The sequence below is a fragment of the Cylindrospermopsis sp. CR12 genome (assembly GCF_001432185.1).
GTDB lineage: Bacteria > Cyanobacteriota > Cyanobacteriia > Cyanobacteriales > Nostocaceae > Raphidiopsis > Raphidiopsis raciborskii.
Genome location: NZ_LMVE01000010.1, coordinates 1 through 1,923, shown reverse-complemented (window position 1 = coordinate 1,923; position 1,923 = coordinate 1). Strand labels below are relative to the sequence as shown.

The window sequence follows — 1,923 nt, the reverse complement described above, 5'->3', positions numbered from 1 at the left end:
CACTCCCTACGGGAGATCGCACCTCAGATTCTTCTCAAGGGAAAAACGTGAACCTGTTATTAGGAATAGGTGATGGGATTTCAGGGAGATCGCCTCCCTGCATCTTCTCAAGGGAAAACTGTGAATCTGTTATTGGGAATGAGTGATGGGATTTCAGGGCGATTGCGAAGCACTCGCTACGCGAGATCGCTCTTAGACATTATCCCCTAGTTCCTTCTCAAGGGAAAAATCTGAATGTGGAGAGGGGCGATTGCGCAGCACTCCCTATGGGAGATCGCGAAGGACTAGCAACCTGGAGACTGTCTGTGGGGGAGACCGGGAATCAATTCCCGGTCTCAAAGCGCAAGTCAGTTGAAAACTGACTGGTTTTGCTGTAAGTGGATGGCTTGAACACACAACATGTGTTTTACTAATATTGCACTTCCTATGGGCGATCGCGCAGCATTCCCTACAGGAGATCGCTCTTCCCTAGGCACGTTTCATGTTCGGTTCCCGTTTGGTAGAAGATTGACGGTAAACGTTTTCCGTCAAAGGATGAATCAGTTATTTCAAGGCGGTAGGGATATTTGGAGGGGGATTGCGAAGCATTCCCGACGGGATCTCGCATTCAGGGTTCCCCGTGTTTCTTCTCAAGGGAAAAACCTGAATGTGTTGAGCGGCGATTGCGAAGCACTCTCTGTGGTATCTCGCCAGTTTTGTTCGCAGAAAACTAAGCGATAACTATGGAATCACCCGTGATTTGTTTGAGTTAACCCACGCCTGGAGACTGTCCGTGGGGGAGACCGGGAATCAATTCAAGGTAGGTACAGCACAACCGGTTTTTTCTATTTATCTATCGTATAGTTGGAGAAATTGCCATTTACGGTCCAGCTTAGCATTCTTGAAACTACTACCTGCCACCTCAGCACGAGAGAGGTCAGCATTTGTGAGGTCAGCACCTTTGAGTTTAGCACCTTTTAGGTCAGCATCAGAGAGGTCAGCACCTTTTAGGTCAGCACCTTTTAGGTCAGCATCAGAGAGGTCAGCACCTTTTAGGTCAGCACCTCTGAGGTTAGCACCTGTGAGGTAAGCATAAGAGAGGTCAGCATCTTTGAGTTTAGCACCTTTTAGGTCAGCATCAGAGAGGTCAGCATTTCTGAGTTCACATTCTGGACACTTACGAGTTTCTAAAAGTCTCTCCAAATCAGATCGGCTATAAGCATAACTAGGACTAGTGCCAAGGCTAAAAGAGGAAACAAGAAACAAAGTCAGTATCAGCGCTAATGTGAGAAATTTTTTCATTGTCTTAAATCCGTAACCAAATTATCGAGGTAAATTATACATGACCTTTCTTATCCACAAAAGAGCAAATAATAGAAATAACCGCAGGGTAATGAGTAAGATATTTAACGTCAACAAGTTTTGTCTTTATTCAAGTTCCATTCATAAGTTAGTAGTGAGATCTTGCTACGGGTGATTGCGAAGCACTCCCTGTGGGAGATCGCTCTCCTCTAGGCACGTTTCATGTTCGGTTCCCGGTTGGTAAAAGATTGACGGTAAACGTTTTTCGTCAAAGGATAAATCAGTTATTTCAAGGGTTTTGGGATATTTGGAGGGCGATTGCGCAGCACTCCCTTTGGGAGATCGCGAAGCACTCGCTACGGGATCTCGCATTCAGTGTTCCCCCCGATTCCTTCTCAAGGGAAAATTCTGAATGTATTGAGAGGTGATTGCATTTAGGAACTTTCTCTGGGATTCTTCTCAAGGGAAAAATTTGAACATGGACACAGGCGATTGCGAAGCACTCCCGACTGGCGATTGCGCAGCACTCCCTACGGGAGATCGCATTGCATTCCCTACGAGTCATCACATTCATGAATCCCCCCGGTTCCTTCTCAACGGAAAAATCTGAATGTGTTGATAAACGATTGCGAAGCACTCCCT

At 46.2% G+C, this 1,923-nt stretch carries 3 protein-coding genes; 2 read left to right on the top strand and 1 reads right to left on the bottom strand.

The features are described from left to right. The first annotated feature begins 399 nt into the window (after positions 1-399). A complete protein-coding gene (locus tag ASL19_RS16425; RefSeq protein WP_200959785.1) occupies positions 400-720 on the top strand; it encodes a hypothetical protein in 321 nt (106 codons plus the stop codon). Between the two features lie 108 nt (positions 721-828). Here the strand turns inward: ASL19_RS16425 and ASL19_RS00940 are convergent, their stop codons facing one another. Next, positions 829-1,281: a pentapeptide repeat-containing protein gene (locus tag ASL19_RS00940; protein WP_057176926.1), complete on the bottom strand. Its 453-nt coding sequence runs from the start codon at positions 1,279-1,281 to the stop codon at positions 829-831. 478 nt (positions 1,282-1,759) lie between these two features. Between ASL19_RS00940 and ASL19_RS18775 the strand changes: the two genes are divergently transcribed. Continuing rightward, on the top strand, positions 1,760-1,891 hold the full coding sequence (locus ASL19_RS18775) for a hypothetical protein (protein ID WP_255356408.1): 132 nt from the start codon (positions 1,760-1,762) through the stop codon (positions 1,889-1,891). Positions 1,892-1,923: the final 32 nt, after the last annotated feature.